Annotated in this window: 12 protein-coding genes; 5 read left to right on the forward strand and 7 right to left on the reverse strand. The window is 43.7% G+C overall.

The annotated features are described in order from the left end of the window. Window positions 1-540 precede the first annotated feature (540 nt). The 3 genes from ACTXGJ_RS12085 (at window position 541) to ACTXGJ_RS12095 (ending at window position 2,998) form a co-directional block, all read left to right on the forward strand. The gene (locus ACTXGJ_RS12085; protein WP_443566085.1) at window positions 541-1,587 is read left to right on the forward strand and encodes a hypothetical protein; all 1,047 of its coding nucleotides are present in this window, start codon (window positions 541-543) and stop codon (window positions 1,585-1,587) included. Between the two features lie 248 nt (window positions 1,588-1,835). After that, window positions 1,836-2,336, forward strand: a complete 501-nt coding sequence (locus tag ACTXGJ_RS12090) for a hypothetical protein (protein ID WP_443566086.1) — start codon at window positions 1,836-1,838, stop codon at window positions 2,334-2,336. Between the two features lie 155 nt (window positions 2,337-2,491). After that, entirely contained in the window at window positions 2,492-2,998 is a 507-nt protein-coding gene (locus tag ACTXGJ_RS12095) for a hypothetical protein (protein WP_443566087.1), read from the forward strand. Window positions 2,999-3,213: 215 nt separating this feature from the next. Here the strand turns inward: ACTXGJ_RS12095 and ACTXGJ_RS12100 are convergent, their stop codons facing one another. After that, entirely contained in the window at window positions 3,214-4,335 is a 1,122-nt protein-coding gene (locus ACTXGJ_RS12100; RefSeq protein ID WP_443566088.1) for a Fic family protein, read from the reverse strand. 490 nt (window positions 4,336-4,825) lie between these two features. Between ACTXGJ_RS12100 and ACTXGJ_RS12105 the strand changes: the two genes are divergently transcribed. Beyond that, on the forward strand, window positions 4,826-5,722 hold the full coding sequence (locus ACTXGJ_RS12105; protein ID WP_443566089.1) for a 3-hydroxyacyl-CoA dehydrogenase: 897 nt from the start codon (window positions 4,826-4,828) through the stop codon (window positions 5,720-5,722). 168 nt (window positions 5,723-5,890) lie between these two features. Here ACTXGJ_RS12105 and ACTXGJ_RS12110 read toward each other — a convergent pair whose 3' ends face one another. Beyond that, the gene (locus ACTXGJ_RS12110; RefSeq protein ID WP_443566090.1) at window positions 5,891-7,093 is read right to left on the reverse strand and encodes a globin domain-containing protein; all 1,203 of its coding nucleotides are present in this window, start codon (window positions 7,091-7,093) and stop codon (window positions 5,891-5,893) included. 394 nt (window positions 7,094-7,487) lie between these two features. Here ACTXGJ_RS12110 and ACTXGJ_RS12115 point away from each other — a divergent pair, with 394 nt between their 5' ends. Next, complete coding sequence (locus ACTXGJ_RS12115) at window positions 7,488-9,815, forward strand: TonB-dependent receptor (RefSeq protein ID WP_443566091.1); 2,328 nt, start codon at window positions 7,488-7,490, stop codon at window positions 9,813-9,815. Between the two features lie 137 nt (window positions 9,816-9,952). On the opposite strand, the gene ACTXGJ_RS12120 is transcribed toward ACTXGJ_RS12115, so the two are convergent. From ACTXGJ_RS12120 to ACTXGJ_RS12140, 5 genes are all read right to left on the reverse strand, one after another. Then, entirely contained in the window at window positions 9,953-12,334 is a 2,382-nt protein-coding gene (locus ACTXGJ_RS12120; RefSeq protein WP_443566092.1) for a TonB-dependent receptor, read from the reverse strand. Window positions 12,335-12,509: 175 nt separating this feature from the next. Further along, window positions 12,510-14,357 (reverse strand): multidrug ABC transporter permease/ATP-binding protein, encoded by a 1,848-nt coding sequence (locus ACTXGJ_RS12125; protein ID WP_443566093.1) that lies wholly within the window; start codon window positions 14,355-14,357, stop codon window positions 12,510-12,512. A 68-nt stretch (window positions 14,358-14,425) separates the two neighbouring features. Continuing rightward, entirely contained in the window at window positions 14,426-16,405 is a 1,980-nt protein-coding gene (gene fhuB, locus ACTXGJ_RS12130; RefSeq protein WP_443566094.1) for a Fe(3+)-hydroxamate ABC transporter permease FhuB, read from the reverse strand. Continuing rightward, window positions 16,402-17,298: a TroA family protein gene (locus tag ACTXGJ_RS12135; protein WP_443566095.1), complete on the reverse strand. Its 897-nt coding sequence runs from the start codon at window positions 17,296-17,298 to the stop codon at window positions 16,402-16,404. The genes fhuB and ACTXGJ_RS12135 overlap by 4 nt, the downstream gene beginning before the upstream one ends. A gap of 160 nt (window positions 17,299-17,458) precedes the next feature. After that, window positions 17,459-18,223, reverse strand: a complete 765-nt coding sequence (locus ACTXGJ_RS12140) for an ABC transporter ATP-binding protein (RefSeq protein ID WP_443566096.1) — start codon at window positions 18,221-18,223, stop codon at window positions 17,459-17,461. Window positions 18,224-18,391: the final 168 nt, after the last annotated feature.

The following is an 18,391-nucleotide window of genomic DNA, read 5'->3' on the forward strand; positions in this document are numbered from 1 at the left end:
TATAGGTCACGTCCCCCGTCCAAACTTGATTAGGTGCTACCGGGCTAAATCTGCGTTCTAAGAGGTTGTTATGCACTGTAGTGGTCAACTAATTTTAGACACCTGATAAGAGGTTTTATTAAAGTAACGTTTCTCTGTTTCAGCTGGTGATAGGGACACCTTGTTCGGCTTGTTTTAGGATATTAATGATTTGGTTGTCAGTAAAACGTGCCTTATTCATAGGATTCTCCTGCTGATATATTTTAGCAGTTAATCTCTATTTCTAAGTGTTCTTATTTATCGGAGGGAGGTTTACCGGCGCTACAATAAGCAAAGCATAGCTTTGAGATTGACTATAGATCAAGCTAGAAATGAACAAATCCTGCGAACCACTTTATTCTGAAACCATAACGCTGAATTTTCAGCTATTATTACTTGTCATCTATTAGGCGGAAACAAGCAAGTGGGGTATGTTCCGTGTTTTGTAAATCTAAGTTATTAACCTGCAAAATATAAGCTATGGTCACAACTCACTCTATCAAATATATTGGAAAGTACACGATGTACAACAAAAAAGTAAATATCAATAAGTGTCTAAACCCAATTTTATCTATATTGTCAGTTGCTGTACTTTCTACACTGTCATCAATGGCAATCGCTCAAAGCACACCTAACCAGTCCTTTAACGTATCAAGCGTTACTAATAGCTCAAAAAAAAATATCTCAAGCTGTGACATCTATAATGAAATTGAACAGTCTGAAACACCCATTGATCTGAATAGTGTCACACAAACGCCAAATGGTATCGAAGTTCATTCTAATGACTTAGATATTCAAGTGGAAGACTTTCAACCCTGCAAAGCCAGTAACCCATTCAGTAGTGACAAAGAGGCTATTGCGCTGTATCAGCAACTTGAACACGATTTAGACAAGATAGCGGAGATAATTATTCGTGATGTACCAGAAGGCTTTTCTAAATATAAAGGTTTAGATAATGAAGAACTTGACCAAATAATTCAAAACGCACAACTAGTAAAACAGCAAAAGCACAATCCAGACAAGTTCATAAACACATACATTTATATGGCGGTTTATAGTTATTTAGGCGAATTCGTACCTAAAGACGATGCTAAAGCCGTGCAGTATATGAGCTATGTGGTTGACTACTATCAATCTTTTAGCCCTAACGATGTATCACCATTACTTAATTATATGGTTGCGGTAGCAATCACGGAAAAACAAAGACATGTCAGTGATAACAATCCGATTAATTTACAGCATGAGACTGAGAGTAGTGTTGAAGCCGTGACTGCTTATTTGCTATCCAAAGCAGGACACTTAGACACGAAGGCTATATTAGTAAAGAGTTACATCAGTCGAATAAATAAAACGCTTGATGATTCCACGGTAGAAGTGATTCACCAACTACTTGACCCGAAACTTAAGGAACTCACACATCTTGCCGAGCAAGGAAGTTATGTTGCTACAAATGAATTGACAGAATTATATAAGGGGTTAAAGACCATTGATTTAGACTATGCCGAACAAGCAAGGCGTTGGGAAGATCGAGCTGACACTTTGCCTCAGCCAGATACTAGCTGGAATTAGTTGCTTTCACTGGTTCGGTACCCTAGTGAGGACTTGAACCTTCAGGTTCAGGCTAATGATATCGCGGTTTTGAGTTGTTGTGATAACTGTAGTGTACTTCACAGTGTACTGATTAAGCGATGGAGTACTCATTCTAACTACCTGATATCAGTTACAAGCACTATAAATCAATTTCCAATATCGTTTGAGGTTTCAGGATAGGGCTTATCTTATCTTGATAAAAGATAGAAAGTTAAGTGGAGAAGGTTATGAATCGCATAATTAACTGGCGGTATGAAAAATGGGATAATAATGAGAAAAACAATGATAAAAAATATTCAGAAGATGGTATTTCCGACTATATTAGCTGGGAGATCTATCCGGAAGATATAGAGCTCTTTATTACAGTACTAGCACCTAGAACAATTATATATAAAGGCTGTGTAATACGTTGTAAAAATGAAAATAAAAAACAGTCTATATGTCAACGTTTTGATTCATGGCTATTACAAGGCAAAGATTTACATATTGCTCAAGCACAAATAAATATGTGTAGTATTGCAGATATATTTTTGAATACTTCTGAGAATACTTCAGACTCTACCATAGAAAACTTAGCCAATTTAATCAAGGACAACTGGGAGCTTCACTTACAAAAAACATATCCAGATAGGGATTTTGTGGTTTATATAGCTGGAGAAGGAGTTGATCTAGTTGTTATTTTTTTTGAACAAACATTACCGAGTGAAATTGAGCTTTATGACTCCTAACATTCCTAAAAGTCGCATTATTTTATATTAATTCAGGATCGGTGCGCTATACAGGCTTCGAACTGCTAGTATTGTATGTATATTAATAACTACGAAATCGTTAGCAGAGATCAAAACAGTTAATGGGCAATTCAATGATAAAGATAGAACCAGTAATGGACGCAGATATTGTTCCAGGTATTCAGGCTGCTGGTATAAAGTTAGGGATAAGTTTTGACTACTTTAAAAAAAGCACAGAACATATTTATAAACCTACGAAGGAAGAATGTGATGTGCTATCAACTCATAATTTATGGTTTTTTTTTCATAGAGATGAGATGACTATAGGTGGTATACATATAAATGAGATTTATTGCTACTGGGATAATAATATAGTTTTAGAGTTCAGTGGAGATGAGTCCATATTAACTGCCATACATGTAATGAGCAAATATTCAGGGTATTTGTTAAAAAAATTAAAAATAGGGGATAGGCTTGATCTACTGAAATACGAACTTGGATTTGATTTTTACTATGGCCATGGAGATATTCATTACCTAAAGCCAAATCCGTTGGAATTAGAAGATATACTAGAAGGAGTGTATATTACTACAAATTATCTATTACCTTATTCTGCTGAATATCCAGATCATATTGTTACAGCAATCACAGTATATTTATAAATACACCGAAATCATTAGCGACTGTTTAGGCTCAAGCCTAACGATTAATCAACATAGTCAAATGGTTCGATTGGGTATACCCCAAGGGGACCATCCAAATAGGCCTAATAACTAATCAATAGACCACTTAAAATAGACTGCTATACTGGAACCGCTTTTAATAGACTGCTTAGCTGATCTCACGTAAATTCATATATCATCATATATGACGTCGACTATAAAATCAGCTCATAACTCCTGCTACGCCCTGAGGCAACAGACTTTTGCAGCATACCCTTGTCTACCAAATCATTGATATCACGTAGTGCCGTATCGGCTGAGCACTTCATCATAGTCGCCCATTTCTTAGTCGTCAGCTTGCCATAAAAATCAGTGAGGAGAGTATTTAGCATTTTTACTTGGCGTGTGTTCAAGGCTTGCTCTCTATGTGTCTGCCAAAATTTTGCTTTACTAACTATCTTATCTGTCGTCTCTAGCGCTGATAGCAATGCTTGCTCTAGCGTTTGTAGAAACCAAGCTAACCACTTAGTAATATCAGTATTCCCTTTTTGCGTACGTTCTAATATCTTGTAGTAGTCATTGCGCTGTTTTAGAATCTGTGCGGACATGCTATAGAAGCGTTGATGACTCTCATCACTTTGCGCTAGCACTCTTTCCGTAATGGCACGGGTTAATCTTCCGTTTCCATCATCGAAGGGATGCAAAGTGACAAACCACAAATGAGCAACTCCCGCCTTCACCACCAGATCTAAATGATTTAATTTATCGTCGGAAGTGTTAAACCACAGTAAAAATTGCTCAAGCTCATGATCCAACCTATCTGCACTTGGCGCGACGAAATGCACTTGCTCTCGACCATAGCCTCCAGAGACGACTTGCATGGGCCCTTGACTATTATCACGAAGCGAGCCTGCCTTAATACGATAAAGCCCACTATAGCCATCTGGGAATAACGCTCGATGCCACCCTAATAAATCATCTAATAATAACGGCTTCTCATAGTGATAGGTTGACTCAAACATCATTGTCACCACCGCGTCTATCTCAAGAGTAGCAGCAGGCATATTGCTATTATCTACCCCTAAATGCATGGCCACAGAAGAGCGTACTTGCTCGATATTTAATTCCTCCCCTTCTATCTCAGAGGTTTTAACGATCTCCAAAGTCACTGCATCAAGCTGAGTTTCGACATTTAAGTCAAATCCTAAAGTTGAGAGTTTACCAAGCAACCTTCCTTGTAATATTCGCACACGACTAACGAGCGGCAATAGCTCTTTATGCGACCACTGCCATTGAGTCCAGTCTGATCTTTCATGAATATAGGTAGTATGCTTCATCATCTTCTCAAAAGTATGCGGTGATTAATGTATTTATTCTCCGCATATTATGCATGTATTAAATAGTCTATTCAACGTATGATACTTTTGCACTCGTTTATTCAATCAAGTGCAGTACTAGCCAAAAGATACAAATACGATTTGGAAAACCACTATAAATTGATTTATTGAAGACAGAGTAGTGGTAAAAACACTATAAAATGTAGTGACCAAAATCGTGTTAAATTTTAATTTATATTCACAGTAATTACTTTTTAATGAACAAATAACAGCTATAACTCTTTAATATAAGTAGACACAGGTTAATAGTGATTTATGGCAGTTCGTTGACCTACTTTCTTTGACATAGTAGAGGTCGCTAGTTCGAATCTAGATACGCCTACCAGATTCGAAATCCCCAGTTTAACGACTGGGGATTTTTTTGTGTATGCTACATAAACTTGTCTATATAATAACTCTAAAATCATAGTCATTATTTCAAGGAGTCATTATGACGTATAAGAATGTAACTGTCGCAGGAAGCGGCGTCCTAGGCTACCAAATTGCCTTTCAAGCTGCATATCATGGCTTTAATGTCACGGTTTATGACATCAGTGATGAGATGCTACAGCAAGCTAAGTCAAAGTTTGAGTGGATGTGCAAAGCTTTTAGAAAAGACCTGAGAGCGACCCAAGAGCAGTTGGATACAGCTTTTGACAATCTGAGCTACACCTCAGATCTTGCAGAAGCGGTCAAAGACGCTGATTTAATGATTGAAGCTATTCCTGAGATTCCAGAGATTAAAATCGAGTTTTATGAAAAATTGGCTAAACTTGCTCCAGAGAAAACGATATTTGCAACCAACACCTCAACCTTACTGCCGAGCCAGTTCGCTGAATCAACGGGGCGTCCTGCTCAGTTTTTAGCGCTGCATTTTGCTAATAAAATCTGGATGCATAACGTCGCTGAAATCATGGGACATCCTGGAACCGATCCTAAAGTATTTGATGAAGTCGTAGCCTTTGCAGCGGCAATAGGTATGGTACCGATGCCGCTATACAAAGAGCAACCCGGCTATATTATGAATAGTTTATTAGCGCCTTTTATAGACGCAGGCTTGCAACTACTCGCCAAAGAAGTGGCCGATCCGCATACTATTGATAAGACGTGGATGATAGTGACAGGCGCGCCAGTAGGGCCGTTTGGTATCTTAGATACTATAGGGATTAACACCGCTTACAACATCACTAAAATGTCTGCTGAGAGGACTCAAAGCCCTGTAAGGTTTAAGGCGGTTAAGTACCTAAAAGAGCAGCTGATTGATCAAAATAAATTAGGCGCGGCAACTGGCGAAGGGTTTTATACCTATCCCAATCCTGCTTATATGAATCCTGACTTTTTAAAATAGTAGACCAATTCTTTACGCTAAGTACCTAACTAGTTAGTCTCTAGCTTTAGTAGCATTTATAAAGACTACTAAAGCTACCTATGCCAATATATCATTGGACTTTATTGCCCCACTCTTTTGGCAATACTATCCCAAAAGAAATCGCAGGCTTTTCAAATTATGACAAAATCAAGACAGCTCTAAGCTCATTTTAGGACCGAACGGCTCATAATGAACACTATCTACGCCATGGTCGAGCGCCATCAGTCCATCGATCATACTCTCCATAAACGGCATTGAGCCACAGACATAAATATCAGCAGGCTGTGGTAACTTAGCAAGCCACGCCTCATTTAGTATTTGGTTAGACTCAAAATAGAAAATATGCTTTTCAACGTTTTCAGCCGCTGCTAATAGCTCATCGACCTGCGTCTCGAACGCATGATGCGTCTGATTTTGACAAGCATAAACCCAAATAATAGGCCGCTTTGGATTGACCTTCACTTGCGTCTCCAGCATAGACAGGATGGGCGTGACGCCAACGCCAGCACTCATCAATACCAGAGGGATGTCGTTTTGCTGTCTTAGCTCCTGGTTCAGCGCAAAGTCGCCTGCAGGCGCGGACAATAAAATAGTATCGCCAACCTCCACCTCATCATGTAAATGATTGGAGACCAAACCATAATGCTCATTGCGATTGTCGCGTCTTACCGCAAACTGGATGCCTTTATCAGTACGGGTTGAATATAAAGAGTAATGACGTAGTGCAACATGATCACTATCTTTTGGGTCGGTTTTTACGGTGATGTATTGACCAGCAGTTAGGTTCAATTTGCTTAGATCGATCGATTGCTCGTTATTTTCTGTATCATCATTAACCGGAACGACAGTGAAGGCGGCGATGTCAGTAGCTGCAGCGCTCTTTTCGACGACTTTAAATGCTGCAAACCCTTCCCACATCTCTTGCTCATACATGTTTTTTTCGAGCTGAATAAAAACATCTGCAATCTCATCATACGCCTCAGTCCAAGCGTCAACAATATCGTCGTTGGCAGCTTCTCCGAGCACCTCTTTTATCGCGCCGATCAAGTGCTCGCCAACGATAGGATAATGCTCAGGTAAGATTTGTAGAGCGCGGTGCTTGTGGCTGATTTGCGTCACTTGTGGTAGCAGTGTCTCTAGTTTTTCAAGATGCTTTGCGGCCGCTAGAACCGTAGTTGCCAACGCCGTCTGTTGCCGACCTAGCTTTTGATTGGTCTCGTTAAAGATATCTAAGAGCTCTGGATGCTCATTAAACATGTTTTGATAGAACACCGTAGTGATAGCAGTGCCATGCTCTTCGAGGACAGGAACGGTTGCGGTTACGATTTCTATAGTTTTTGGTGAAGCCATTATATATCCTTAGTGGATTGCGCATTGAGGATTAAAAAATGAATACTACTATAAGATTCATTTAAAATGAATCTTATAGGATCGCTCGCAAAACGTCAACGCCAATTCCTATATTAATCACTATACAAAGGTTATTACCTCCTTTTCTCTACTACGCTTTTGCTGCCGAATAATCTGATAGCGGCGGTATCAGTACCAAACCGGTGCATTAATGATATGAATCAGACGCATGAATGGAAAAATCATATCATTATAGACAACTCATATTTTCAATATCATCTACATCCTCAATTCATAAAAAATGTCATTGTCTATATACTTAATGTAATGATAATAGTATTATTAACGGTAACCATTATCGTTTACAATTCTCATCATTTATATTGGACACTCTATGTTTTTAGCTGACAATTCCGCTGCTTTACTTAGCTGTAAACCTTCTTATACTAGACTCAAACGCGCTATCCTAGCGCCCTCTCATACCAAAAAGCTCCCATTATATGTTGCTACTGGCGCTTTGCTCCAGCTCACTCCGGCTGTAGCAGAGACAGTGACGCCGCCGAATACTACTAGTATGCAGCAGACCCTAACAGACGAGCCTAGTACGACATTAGACCCTATTGTGGTCGTCGCCAATCAAACGCCAACAGCTATCTCTGATATTCCAGCGACAGTGTGGTATATCGATGAGGCTCAAGTGAACGAAGCGGCGCGTACTGGTAAGCGTTTAGGTGATTTTATTGCTCAGCAAGTGCCCTCTTTAGATTTTGGTAGCGGCGGCCGTACTAACGCTGGGCAGAATCTACGCGGGCGCGATATGCAAGTGATGATTGATGGTGTATCGCTCAATTCGTCACGAGCCATTAGCCGTTATCTTGATTCTATTAGTATGGAAAACATTGCCAGTATTGAGGTGCTATCTGGCGCATCAGCAGTGTATGGCGGCGGAGCCACAGGCGGTATCATTAATATCAAAACCAAAAAAGGGCAAGCCGGTGCGCCGCAAATTAACACAGCGATTCAGGCGACCTCAGGCTTTCAAGACGAAGATGATATCTCCTATAAAGGCCATGTTTCCATCGGTGGCGGTACAGAGGAGCTAACAGGTAATCTAGCGGTAACTTATGAGCAAACAGGCTCTTTTTTTGATGGCAAAGGGCGGCTTATCGTCCCTGATATTACCCAAGGCTCTTTGCAAGATAACGAAACCGTCGATGTGCTCGCCAGCACTCAATGGCAGATCGATAATAACCAAACGCTCGATGTATCAGCGCAGTATTATAATAGCGAGCAAGATACAGATAATGGTCTTAAGTTTAATTTGGCTGAGGCTCTCCAAGGTGCCCCTCTAAATATTACAGTGAGCGATGGCTTTGAAAGCGATCGCCAAGCCGAAACTAAGCGTCAGCAGTACAATGCTAATTATCATCACCAAGATCTATTCGGTCATGATGTCTACGCGCAGCTCTCCCATCGTACAGAAGAGCTTAGTTTTATCCCGTTTTATTACGGTAGATACTTTGCCGCCTCTGAGCAATCTACTGATGTGACCTCAGCTCGTTTGGCGCTATCTAAAGACTGGACAGACAAGCTAAAATTAACTTACGGTATCGATGGCTATCGAGATGATCTTGAGAGTAATAAGATGATCTTTGACCCGCGTACCAGTGTAGCGACAGGTGGCTTAGTCAACGATGAGCTGGCGATAGTCGGACGCTACCCAGGAACTCAAGTCGATTCTATAGCTGGGTTTTTACAAGGTGATTATGACTTTAACGATGCGCTTACTGCCACGGCAGGCTATCGCTATCAGCGTCTGGATAATGAAATCGACGATTTTGTCGCTGATAGAGTGCAGACTGAGACCGCTTTGAGCCTGGCCGCTGGTGGTGATGCGATACCGGGCGGCAGTAATGACTACAAGGTTAGCTTATTTAATGTTGGGCTAAATTATAAGCCGACGAGTAACCGTCGCTATTTTGCGAACTTCTCGCAAGGTTTTGAGCTGCCCGATCCTGCCAAGTTTTATGGTCAAGGGCAGTACGTTAAAAATGCTGATAACTACTATGAGCTAGTCAATGGCTCTAATGTCTCAGGCACTAAGCTTGAGGGTATTAAGACGGACAGTTATGAGCTAGGTACTTCGTTTAATACCACCAATTTTGCAGGCCAATTAACCGGCTATTATAGTGTGTCTGATGGTAGTATCGATTACGACCGCCAAACGCTGTTAATCACACAAAGCGATGACAAAAAGCGCGTATACGGTATTGAGCTAAAAGGCGATTACTTCATCAATGATAACGTCAGTGTAGGCGGACTAGGACATTGGATCGAAAGTGAAACTGAGGTCGATGGCGATTATAAAGATACCGTCGTCACCGATACCAGCCCTAGCAAATATGCGCTATGGACACGCTGGGAGGATGAGAGTCAGTCCGTAAAACTACAAGCCAATATGATGCGCGATGTTTCAGGCTATAATGCGAGCACCGACAGCACCCAAGAGCTTGATGGCTATACAACCGTTGATCTAGATTATACCTATTACTTACCTTCAGGCGACTTTAGTATCGGCGTGCAAAATTTACTAGACAAAGAATATACCACTATCTGGGGACAACAAGCGCAGGTATTTTATGGTCAAGCGGCACCCGCCTCTGCTTTTGATTATAAAGGGTTGGGACGTACGTATACGGTTGGCTATACTCACAGGTTTTAATCTTGCTATAGTGATTTTAGGTAATCAATATATATAAAGTGAAAGCCCTTTAAGCTATGTTTAAAGGGCTTTTTTTTCGCTATTAGAAGTCTTTTTACTGTAGTTTATGACTACAAAATATTGAGATTGTAAGCCTCTTAATAGTCAAGTGTATAGCTCAAGCCGTAAGTCGTGCCTGAGGCGGGCAGACGGTTTAGATCGCCATAAGTGCTTTGGTGATAGACCGTTTTATAATCTTTATTTAGCAGGTTATAAATACCGTATCCTACTTTACCGACAGGCATTTGTACCTGACCCAACAGATCAAAAGTGGCATAACCTTTCACAGGCTGAGCACTGGCATTTGGATCTTGTTGTTGGTCTTTAAAAGCTTCATCGTCGCCGCCAATGGCGAGCGCTTGCAGGCGAATATTGCTACCACCATCAAAGTTATATTGCGCAAACGCTGTGCCTTTTAGCGGCGTTATGCGCACAGCATCCAGCTCAAGCCAATCGCCATCGTTTTTATACTGACCGCGAGTATAAGCAATACTGCCGCCCACTTGCCATTGATCGCTAATCTCCTGCACTAACGATCCCTCAACGCCGTAAACGCGCTCGTCAGTATCGACGACCTCTACCGTATAATCGTCGGTAAAGCGTACGGTCTTATCTGAGTCGTTATAAAAGACGCTTAGCTTTCCGGCAGTATCGCCGCGCTTACCTTGCCAGCCCAGCTCGTAGTTATTAATCTCAATCGGTTGCACGTTATCCGAATCTACCACAAATCCTGCGCGTACATCCCGTAGCGCGCGTTGAATATCAGCAGTGGTAAAACCTTGCGAGAAATTAGCAAATACTTGGTCGTTTGGCGTAAGCTGATAGCTGGTACCAAGGTTAAATAGGGTTTTATCGTGGTCAGTATCGCCATCTTCTACGCGGCCAGCTTGATAGTCAATACCGTAAGCATCGCCTACTGGGCTGATGCGCGGATCATTAAAATAGTCCTCTAGTAGCTGCTCATAAATAGGTATAAACCCATCAGTATCGGCTCTAAGCTTTTGATAACGCACGCCGGCGCTAGCATGCCATTTATCAGTCACATCGACATCAGCATTAGCAAACACGCCCCACTTATCGATAGTGGTTTCCGGCCCACCGTTATAAGTGGTGCCGCTGTTACGTGAAGTAAGACCATTACTAGCGATAAATGTATTTAAATCCTGCCCGTAGTAGGTTTGCTCGCTCTCTTCACGCTCAAAATCAGCGCCATAACTAAATAGGGTTTGCTTGCCTTTAATCTCTGCTTCGGTTTGCATCGCCGCGCGCAGCCCCATCACCTCGATATCCGCTTCTGACTGGGTAACAACGACTGCCCCGCCCAGTAATTGTCTTAGCGTACTCTCATCGGTAAGACCATTAGCCACCCAGACTTCGCCCGCTTGATCGGTAAAATCTTTGCCTGAAGGATAAAAGCGTCCCTTTTCATCGCGGTAGTAGCCGGTAATGCTCAGATTTGAGCCTAAAACATCACTGTTATTATAATTTAGATTCACTGAGGTCTTGGTGGTATAAGGCTCGTGCTGGATATCAGCGCCATCAATGGCTCGTAGTGATGGCGGCGCAGCATTTGGCGCAAGCAAAACTTGCAAATTACTACCGTAGTCTGGACCATAGTCAGTATCTTGCTCATCGTTATAGTAAGTAACGGCTAGATCAACGGTTTGTGTATCCGTCAGCGCCATACCTAAGCTGGCATTGACACTCATGGCCTCAGTATCTTGCTGGTCGGTTTGGTTGACATCAGGGCTGATACGGCGATTATGGCTATCAAACTTACCGCCTTTACTATCAGAGTCCACATCTAAGCGCCCATAAACCCGCTCGCCGCCATAACCTAAGGTTTGTCCAACATGATAGCCAAGCGAGTCGGACTCAAATTCACGACTGGCGCTCGCGCCGATACGCGTTTGTCTCAGCGGTCCATAGCCCAGCATAGATTTGGTTACTAGATTGATAAGCCCGCCTGCCGCGCCCGCACCATAAATACTTGTCGCTCCTGAGAGCACCTCTACCCGCTCAAGCTGAGCGGGATCAATACTATTAAGCTCACGTGATAAGCTGCGCGACCCTGATAGTGGTACTCCGTTGAGTAAAAACTGTACCGGACGACCATGCATCGTTGTGCCATAATTACTGGTTGAACCACTACTAACGCCTAAGCTTGGTACGAGCTGCGCTAAAATATCACCAAGGGTACGATCCCCCGTAGCCTGTCTCTCAATCTCTTTTTCACGAATCACTTGCGTGACCGCTGGCATCTCGCTAATTTTTTGTGCCAAAGCGGTTCCTGTTTTGGCGTTGGCACTGACTGTAATAGTATCTAAAGTGACGCTTGGCTCATCAACGACGGTAGCGTTTACAGATTCTGTGGCTAAAGTATTTGGTGTTGAAGCATTAACATCAACCTGTGCAGCATAGAGTTGTTGACTGATACAAAGTGTAAGCAAGGATAAAGCTAGGGGATAATGGTGTTGCATAGGAGTTCACTTCGTCAAATAATAGTGGAATAGGCTTTATTTAGGTTCTGATACAGATCGTACTATTTTTGTGAATGATATTGTAAATGATAATTATTTACATTTCTATATTTATTTACTCCAAATTATAATCTTGGTTAGTTTTCTTTTGGCTCATTTCTTCACTACGATTAAACTATAGTGAATGCAGATGCGCTACTGCATCTTGGCTGGCGTGCAGACGCTCATTGCTATCGAGTTCAACAAGCTTGCCATTATGCATTTGTAGTAAACGATCAGCATGCTTAAAGTAGCGATCATCGTGGCTAATAATAAACAAGGTCTTGCCCATTTGCTTAAGTCTTGGAATCAGCTCTTCATAAAAGGTTTGACGATAGACAGGATCTTGGTCTGCTGCCCACTCATCAAGTAGAAGGATGGGCTTACTTTCTGCGATGACAAGTAACAAGGCCAGTCTTTTGCGCTGTCCTTGCGACAGGTTAGTAGTTGACAACCTCCCTTCTATAATCGAGAGCTTATCAGTAAGCTGCAGTCGTGCTAACCAATCCTCAACCACAGCGTTATCAGGCAAGCTATCCCCTCTTCCTTGTAGCCAGTCAAATAAATAGCCATCACCAAAGATGGCGGCAAAGTGCTGCTGATAGTCGTTATAATCATCCTCTGTCAATACTTGTCCATCGAGCAGGACTTGACCTTTATTAGGTTGATACAAGCCTACTAGTAATTTGGCTAAGGTCGATTTACCACTGCCATTAGCACCGATCAAAAACACCACCTCGCCGCGGTTTAAAGTCAAGTTAATATCATAGAGACCAAATCCCTGCGCGACATAATCAGACTTATCAGCGTTAAGCACTCTTGTTTCGTCATTAATATTACTGCCAACAATTGGATTATTCTCTGCTGTAGCAGATTCAGCAGTAGGATAATGATACCCAATCCTTTTCAACTCGATACGTTGCCAATTTGACAGCCTATCCATATCGCTGGTAGCAAAATCAGCCCGATATACTGCCAAATTTAGGGAGACAATTTTATTAAGTGCGACACTGGCCGTCTGTAACGTCGGATAAGCGCCAACTGCTGCTAGTAGAGGCGATTGAATAAATAATAAGGTTAATGCGAATGAGGTGACGGTAGCTTGATTGGCCCAATTAAAGGCAGTCGCCAATATAAATAAAATACCTATCGCGGCAAACATCATAATGTTTGACCAATTCAGTGCCGACAGATGGTAGGTATCGGATAAAACAATTTTTTGACGATAGTCATCAGCATGACGATTGAACTTTGTCTCATAAAACTGACGACTGCGATGACGATTGAGCATGAGCTCTTTATGCCCATATATGGCCGTTTCATAATCTTGGTATAGATCATCTTGCAAACCACGAATCTGTAATAAGTTTGCATAGACCCTATTAACCAATAGCATGCCGACCACAATAACAAACGTCAGCCATAGCAGCATAACGATGGTCAACGGAATGGACATCCAAGATAAGTAAACGATAGCCGCTAATGTTAATACTGTGCCTTGTACCAGTTGCGGCAAGCGTACAAAAGCGCTAGTGATGTTCAAGATATCATCCGACAAACTGGCGAGCAATTTAGCGCTACCTACTTTCTCAAGCTGGGCATGATCGGTATCTAAAATACGCTTGAGCAATTGACGACGCAAATTATACACAAAGCGATGACCCAGTTTGGTCAAAGCGAACTGAGAGATAAAGGTAGTCAGTAATTGCAAAATTATCAAAGCAAAAAAAGCGGACGTATACATCCAAGCGCGGTCATCAAAGCCTGACACTCCGGCTACTAAAGCGCTTGTATCAGGATTAGCGGCTAAAAAGTAGCTATTGATAAAAGCAATCACGCCAATGCCAACAGCGGCTGTCAACAAGTTAAGGGCCACTACGGTTAATAATGCTTTACGCTGTTGACGCCATAGCAATTGCCACAAGGTAAGCTCAGAGGCGTCATTGGCATGCACAGATAGAGACTTTGCAGAAGGATAAGACAAAAAATCACTCCTAAGAACCACTTAAAAACAACGGGCAACTATAAAAGTACAGGGGTATTAATTGCCTACTAGTGACTAGCAGGCACTTTACGAATCAGCCATAAAAAATACGCGCCGCCAATGATGGCAGCCACCGTACCTGCAGGTAGCTCATAAGGGAAGATAACATAGCGGCCAATCCAGTCGGCTATCACCATTACCCCAGCGCCTAATAGAGCCGCTAGCGGCAGTTGGCGCTCAAGCTTTACCGCGCCAAGCGACGTTGCTAAATGTGGTACCATCAGGCCAATGAAACTCAGCGGTCCGACTGCTAGGGTGCTGGCGGTACTCAGCGCGGCCACCAGTACCAGTAGCGCAAGAGTCACAGGCGTCACCGCGACGCCGAGATTACGAGCGACGCCTGTGCCAAGGCCTAATACGCGTAACGGCTTAATAATCAGCAAACTGAAGGCAAATAAAATCAGCGCAATAGCAATCAGATACCAAACGGTACTCGGTTGGGCGCTATAAGTCGTGCCTGATAACCAGCTGAGCATTGCTTCCAGACGCGGGTCCCCGGAAAGCTTAACCATATGCATAACCCCGTCCATCATCGCCGCAATACCGATACCAACGAGCAGTAGATAGCCGGAGCTGACCTTGCGCGCCAGCCAAATCACGAGGAGTAGCACCGCTATCGCTCCTGACAATCCTGAAAGCAGTAACGTGCCTGCGCCCGCCGCTACTCCAAGCATAGGTAAGAGTAAAAACCCTAAGATAACGCCGAGCGCCGCCCCCGAGCTGACCCCGAGTACTTCAGGACTTGCCATTGGGTTACGCGTCAACGTTTGTAACAGGACGCCTGCGACAGCCAACATCAGACCCGTTGCCGCCGCGCTTAAGCTACGCGGAAGGCGGTGTTGCGCAGTTAGTGCCCAATCGGTGCTCAGCCCCCAGCCGCTGATATCTTGCACGAAAAGGCATGCTAGCATGATGATAATAGCCACACCTGCTGCCCAGCGCCCATAAGCCACTGGTTTGCGCGCACCTGCGAGCATCGGTGTCACCGTCTCTATACGCTCGTGGCGCTGACGCAGTATCAACCAGATAATCAAGGGCGCGCCCAATATACCCGTCATCGCGCCCGCTGGAATTTGCATATTAAATATCGGCTCAAGCAGCAAAGACACATTACTGGTGAGCCATAATAGTAGCGCCCCTAGACCAAAGGCGGCAATTAAACGCTTAGCGATTGACGATATACCCAGTGCATTGACAAGACTTGCCGCACCAAGGCCAATAAAGCTAATCAGCCCCACTTCACTAATCACCAAGGCGGTCACTATTGCCACAACCAGTACCACTAACGCGCGAATGCCATTAATCGGTAAACCCAAACGTCTGGCTTGTCCATCATCTAAGCTCATAAGCGTTAGCGGCTTTAATAATGGCAGACACACCAGCGCCATCACGGCGGCAGTGATAGCCAATACAGTACTGGTATGCCAGCTGTTTTGTGCCAAAAATCCGGCCGCCCACGACAAAATCCCGTTGCTCCTTGCGGCAAAAAATAACACCAGTACGTTCGCTACAGCGGCAAGCAAGATATTGACCACGAGCCCTGCCAATATCAAAATCAGCGGGTTAAAGCGGCTAGGCGCCGCTAAAGCAAAAACTAACCCCATACTGATCAGCGCCCCGGCAAAGGCGACGTAAACTCCACCATAAATGGCAAGGCTGGGCACAAATAGCGTCACAATCAGCATTGCTAATTGCGCTCCTACACCGACGCCTAAGGTGGTGTCAGAGGCTAAAGGGTTTTTGACCAATTGCTGTAGCAAAATACTGACAACGCCTAACAGCCCGCCCGCCAATAGCGCCACAACACTGGTGGCAACAAGGTGCAGCTGGGTCGCCATACTAGCAATATCAAGCTGCAAGCTTGGGATAAATAAATCAGCAATCGGCCGCGTCCACTCCTGCGCTATAAGTGTCCAGCTACTCCATAAGGATAAAACCATAAGTAGGGCAAGTGCGACCCAGAGCCGCCACGACGTTGTTCTATTCATGATGCAGCCCCGCCGTTTAATGTTACGTTTGCCAGATTATCCGCTAAGCTCACCAGCGACGACATCCCGCCATATATCCATACCGGCGGTAGCTCACCCATGCAGCGGGTATCGCCGTAGCCCAAACGCTGCCAAATCAAGCTATCTTCAATCTCAGCCCGCGTTATCGGACTTAAGGGATCAACGATTAACAAGCAAACCTCGTCATCTAATTGCGCCAAATCCCCCATACGTAGCGGCACAAATCCCCATTGATTGCCTTCGCCTAACACCACAAGCTCTTTGTCCATTTGCGCAAGCGCCGGTTCAAACAGACTGTTGGCGACATACATGCGCAGGTTATTGGCATCGGCAAACTGCACCACTGCAAACTTTTTGAACTCGGGATAGCGCCGCTGTAATTGCTCACTGGCAGCTGCGATATCTTGGCGACTTTTGACAATATAATCCTCAGCTAACTGCGGATCTTCAATCAGCGCGCCAAGCTTGCGTGTCGGCTCGGTATAATCTTCCCAAACGGCGGTATCACCTTTCGCAGCAGACATAACAGACTCAGCTGGCACATCGCCATACAGGTTGCGCGCGTGCTCATAAAAAAAATTATCCACTACTAGGTCTACGGGCAGCTGCGCGACCAGCTCGGCATTGGGCATGTAACGAATACCTAAATCAGTAATAGTAGGCGGTAGCCCAGGTGTGCCGACCCATCTGTGCCAGGTTCTGACATCACCGGTGGCAATAGGCGCATAACCCATCGCTATTAAGGTGGCGGCATTACCCCAGTCAGGTGAGGCAATATTTATTTTAGGGCTATTACTTGCTAAAGACGTTTGTGTTTGCACCGTTATTTTAGTGTTTTGCTCTGGTGCTTGATTATTACAGGCGCTTAGCATGGTGCTGAAGGCTAGAGCTACTAGGAGAGACCAAGGCTTTAGGAGGGGTTTAGCAGGTTTGGTATGTCGAGAAGCGTGCAGAATAGAGAACATAACAGCCTATCTAATTAGGGGTTCAGAAGAAATAAGTGCGATAGATAAAAGGCAAAACGTATAAAACTTAAGCCACTGCAACTGGCTGCCCAGTAATAGGGTGATTAAGCAGTTGCATCTCGACATTGAATATATTGCGTAAAATATCAGGTTGCATGGTGCTGGCAATATCACCTTTATGGCAAACGCGGCTGCTTTTAAGGGCAATAATACGGTCGGCATACTGCGCCGCGAGATTAATATCGTGCACGATAATGACCACGCCTAGACCCTGCTCATCGACTAGACGCCGAATCAGTTGAATAACCTCAAGCTGATAGTGCATATCGAGCGCCGCTAACGGCTCATCGAGCAATAGGTAGCGGCTATCTTGCGCTAAACACATTGCCAACCACGCCCGTGCCCGCTCGCCCCCTGATAAGGTCGCGGTAATCCGATCAGCAAATGCTTCGGTCTGGGTGACTCTTAGCGCCTCTGCTACTTTCTCTTTATCTTCTTGGTTTGGCTTTTGCAGCCACTTTTGATGCGGATAACGTCCTAGCATCACCAGCTCGCGTACCGTAAACCCAGCGGCTTCAGGCAGTTGCTGCGGCAAATAAGCCATATGCTGCGCCAGCTCCTTACTGCCGTAATCGCTAATAGAACGTTCATCTAAGGTCACGCTTCCACTGCTACTTGTCATCTCACCTGCCAAGGCTTTAATCAAAGTCGACTTGCCCGAACCGTTATGCCCCACTAGCGCAACCAGTTGTTTGGTGGCAATCTCGCACTCCACATTATCAAGTAAAGTATTGCCTTGGCGATTGATGGTCAGATTATTAGCACGTAACATAGAAGCACTCGTTATAAATGAAAAATATAATACCTATCTAGGTTTGCTCAGCTTGGTTATTTAGCTTGGTTATTTAGCTTGGTTATTTAGCTTGGTTATTTAGCTTGGTTATTTAAAGTCATCATCAAAACCAATAAAAACCGATTTTACTCGTAAATGCGAACAAAA

It is taken from the genome of Psychrobacter sp. 1Y11, assembly GCF_052259045.1.
Lineage (GTDB): Bacteria > Pseudomonadota > Gammaproteobacteria > Pseudomonadales > Moraxellaceae > Psychrobacter.

Bases quoted from the DNA above. Each gene is read 5' to 3' on its own strand.
- ACTXGJ_RS12085 (WP_443566085.1), top strand. From the start codon at position 541: ATGTACAACAAAAAAGTAAATATCAATAAGTGTCTAAACCCAATTTTA.
- ACTXGJ_RS12090 (WP_443566086.1), top strand. From the start codon at position 1,836: ATGAATCGCATAATTAACTGGCGGTATGAAAAATGGGATAATAATGAG.
- ACTXGJ_RS12095 (WP_443566087.1), top strand. From the start codon at position 2,492: ATGGACGCAGATATTGTTCCAGGTATTCAGGCTGCTGGTATAAAGTTA.
- ACTXGJ_RS12100 (WP_443566088.1), bottom strand. From the start codon at position 4,335: ATGAAGCATACTACCTATATTCATGAAAGATCAGACTGGACTCAATGG.
- ACTXGJ_RS12105 (WP_443566089.1), top strand. From the start codon at position 4,826: ATGACGTATAAGAATGTAACTGTCGCAGGAAGCGGCGTCCTAGGCTAC.
- ACTXGJ_RS12110 (WP_443566090.1), bottom strand. From the start codon at position 7,093: ATGGCTTCACCAAAAACTATAGAAATCGTAACCGCAACCGTTCCTGTC.
- ACTXGJ_RS12115 (WP_443566091.1), top strand. From the start codon at position 7,488: ATGTTTTTAGCTGACAATTCCGCTGCTTTACTTAGCTGTAAACCTTCT.
- ACTXGJ_RS12120 (WP_443566092.1), bottom strand. From the start codon at position 12,334: ATGCAACACCATTATCCCCTAGCTTTATCCTTGCTTACACTTTGTATC.
- fhuB (WP_443566094.1), bottom strand. From the start codon at position 16,405: ATGAATAGAACAACGTCGTGGCGGCTCTGGGTCGCACTTGCCCTACTT.
- ACTXGJ_RS12135 (WP_443566095.1), bottom strand. From the start codon at position 17,298: ATGCTAAGCGCCTGTAATAATCAAGCACCAGAGCAAAACACTAAAATA.
- ACTXGJ_RS12140 (WP_443566096.1), bottom strand. From the start codon at position 18,223: ATGTTACGTGCTAATAATCTGACCATCAATCGCCAAGGCAATACTTTA.